At 44.0% G+C, this 2,951-nt stretch carries 3 protein-coding genes; all 3 read right to left on the bottom strand.

Going from position 1 to position 2,951, the window contains the following annotated elements; all coding sequences use genetic code 11:
• Positions 1-87: 87 nt before the first annotated feature.
• The 3 genes from trpA to QAS77_RS11305 are packed head-to-tail and all read right to left on the bottom strand — an operon-like array spanning position 88 to position 2,883.
• Positions 88-867, bottom strand: coding sequence for a tryptophan synthase subunit alpha (gene trpA, locus QAS77_RS11315; RefSeq protein WP_305065648.1), 780 nt, complete (start codon positions 865-867; stop codon positions 88-90).
• Position 868: 1 nt separating this feature from the next.
• The gene (trpB, locus tag QAS77_RS11310) at positions 869-2,050 is read right to left on the bottom strand and encodes a tryptophan synthase subunit beta (RefSeq protein WP_305065646.1); all 1,182 of its coding nucleotides are present in this window, start codon (positions 2,048-2,050) and stop codon (positions 869-871) included.
• A gap of 17 nt (positions 2,051-2,067) precedes the next feature.
• On the bottom strand, positions 2,068-2,883 hold the full coding sequence (locus QAS77_RS11305; protein WP_305065645.1) for an indole-3-glycerol-phosphate synthase: 816 nt from the start codon (positions 2,881-2,883) through the stop codon (positions 2,068-2,070).
• Positions 2,884-2,951 lie beyond the last annotated feature (68 nt).

Raw genomic sequence — 2,951 nt, 5'->3', positions numbered from 1 at the left:
AAAAAGTTCGATCCTAAATGGTTCGTAGACCAGTTGTTCGAATAATTACAGAGGGAGCAAACTCCCTCTTAGTTTAATTTATGTTCTTCAGTCCCTTCTGCAGACTGCCTTTATTTCAGTTGTAAGGTCTTCCAGTCTTTTATCAACATTATCCCCTGACGCAATAATATCCACAAAAGCAGAACCCACTATAACTCCGTCCGCACCTGCATCTATGATTTTTGCAGCTTGTTCTGCATTGGAAATGCCAAAACCTACAGCCTTTGGGATGTCTGTCCTGACCCTTGATATAATGTCAGAGGTCGCAGCTGTAACATTGGAGCGCGTTCCTGTAACGCCTAATCTTGAGACAATGTATACAAAACCGGACGTCTTAGACAATATCATCTCTATTCTCTCATCAGTAGTGACAGGAGCTACCAAAAATATCAGGTCCACTCCTTCCTTTGAACAGCAGTTTGCAAGATCATTGCTTTCCTCTGCCGGCAGATCTGGGATGATCAATCCGCTGATGCCTGAACTAACACAATCCTTTACAAATCTCTCAATTCCGCGTTTGAATATCAGATTATAATATGTCATACACACAAGCGGTACCTGCACATCAAGGCTTCCCACAAGTTCAAAATACCTGTCCGGGTTCATTCCTCCTGAAAGTGCTCTTTCGGATGCTGCCTGTATGGTAGGTCCGTCTGCCACCGGATCCGAGAATGGCAATCCCAGTTCAATGATGTCTGCACCGCCCTTTATCAGCGAATCAACAATTCGTGGGGTCGAATCAATGTCGGGATCTCCTGCACACACATAAGCAAGAAGTGCTGTCTCATTCCTGTTCCTTAGTTCATTGAATTTATCAGCTAATCTCATATCACTTCCTCCTTTCGAGTCCGATCACGGTTTCAAGGTCTTTATCGCCTCTTCCGGAAAGGTTGATGACCACAAGCTCACCAAGTTCTCCTGACTCTGCTGCTTCCATGACATGTGCTACCGCATGAGACGATTCCAGTGCAGGGATAATACCTTCCACACGACTCAGTTCGTGGAATGCTTCCAATGCCATATCATCATTGGCAACACGTGGTGTAATCCTTCCTATCTCTGCAAGATGTGCAAGTTCGGGTCCCACGCCGGAATAATCCAATCCTGCCGAAATTGAACTTGACTCGAGGATCTGACCGTACTCATCCTGAAGTATGCGTGTACGAGCACCCTGAAGAATGCCATCCTCTCCAACAGTGAGTGACGCCGAATGAAGTGCAGCACCTTTTGTAGATTTCAACCCACATCCGCCTGCTTCCACGGCAATGAGCTTCACATCATCCTCAATGAATGGATGGAATATTCCCATAGCATTACTACCGCCACCTGTACAGGCAACTATGGAATCCGGATAACGTCCCTCCTTTTCCATTATCTGCTGCTTTACCTCATTTCCGATCACGCTCTGAAAATCCCTTACCATCATCGGATATGGATGAGGACCAACTACTGAACCTATCAGATAATGCGTATTCTCAACATTTGTGACCCAATCACGCAGAGCCTCGTTGATAGCATCTTTAAGTGTCTTTGAACCGGACTCGACAGGATGTAACTCTGTGCCCATGATCTCCATTCGATAAACGTTCATGCGCTGCCTTTGAATATCCTTGGCGCCCATATAGACATGTGTCTCGAATCCCAGATTTGTCCCTGCCATCGCAGTGGCAGTACCATGCTGTCCTGCCCCAGTCTCTGCCACAAGTCTTGTCTTTCCCATATACTTCGCAAGCAACGCCTGTCCGATCGTGTTGTTCAGCTTGTGAGCGCCACCATGTACAAGATCTTCTCTTTTCAGGTAGATCTTTGTACCGTATTTCTTGCTAAGGTTCCTAGCGTGATAAAGAGGCGTTTCTCGACCTGCAAAATCTTTCAGATAATAATCAAGCTCCTTTAGGAATTGTGGATCGTTCCTGTACTTCTCATATCCTTGCTCAAGCTCTTCGAGAGCAGGCATCAGTATCTCAGGGACGAACTGTCCGCCGTACTTACCATACTTTGTATTACTCATATCATACCTCCCTATTATCATTCCCTATTGCCATCAAGTGCATCGACCAGCTCTTTGGTCTTTCTATAAATGTCTCCATCTTTAACAATAGAAGTTCCGATAAGTATTGCATCAGCCCCCGCTCTCATCATCCGTCTCACATCTTCAGGTGTATGCACACCACTCTCACTGATCACAAGGTGGTCTTTACCTGTTCTCCTATCGTACTTCTTTATTATTGGTATAAGTACCTCAGTGGTTGCAATATCCACCTCAAGGGTTGTAAGATCGCGATTATTGATGCCTACTATCTTTGCTGAACTATTCTCAAGCACCTCTATAAGCTCTTCCTTATTGTGCACTTCTACAAGAGGTTCGAATCCCTTTGACCGTGCATATTCAATAAGGTCCTCCAGTTTCTCACCGAGAAGTCCTGCTATCAATAATATCAGATCACTTCTCACCTCATCGAACTGTACCTTATCAATAATAAAATCTTTTCTCAGGACTGGTAGTGAAATAGCTTCTCTGACAGCTTTAAGATTATCAATAGAACCTTCAAAGAACTCCGGTTCTGTCAGAACAGATATGGCAACAGCTCCTGCATTTTCCATATCTATAGCTATTTTTCCCGCTTCTTCCGGTGAAATGTCCATTATTTTCATAGACGGGGATGCAGGCTTGACCTCTGCAATTATCGGAACCTTTCCGCTATTCTTTTTCGAGTGAATAGCTTCAATTATCTTCTCTATCCCCTGTGTATTCCCATTCAAAGTAGGACGATCTTCCGCTTCATAAAGCGTTTTGATCCGCTTTTCCGTAGAATTGATAATTTCATGTATTGCAGAGTGCATAATAACCACTTATGTACATTGACGTATAAATATGTACATACAATTTATTCTATATACATCTTTCGCCA

The sequence above is a fragment of the Methanococcoides sp. genome, assembly GCF_030594565.1.
GTDB lineage: Archaea > Halobacteriota > Methanosarcinia > Methanosarcinales > Methanosarcinaceae > Methanococcoides > Methanococcoides seepicolus.
The sequence above is the reverse complement of the archived record's forward strand: the minus strand, read 5'-3'. Positions and strand labels throughout refer to the sequence as shown.

Excerpts from the sequence above, each read along its gene's own strand:
- trpA (WP_305065648.1), bottom strand. The coding sequence starts at position 867 with ATGAGATTAGCTGATAAATTCAATGAACTAAGGAACAGGAATGAGACA.
- trpB (WP_305065646.1), bottom strand. The coding sequence starts at position 2,050 with ATGAGTAATACAAAGTATGGTAAGTACGGCGGACAGTTCGTCCCTGAG.
- QAS77_RS11305 (WP_305065645.1), bottom strand. The coding sequence starts at position 2,883 with ATGCACTCTGCAATACATGAAATTATCAATTCTACGGAAAAGCGGATC.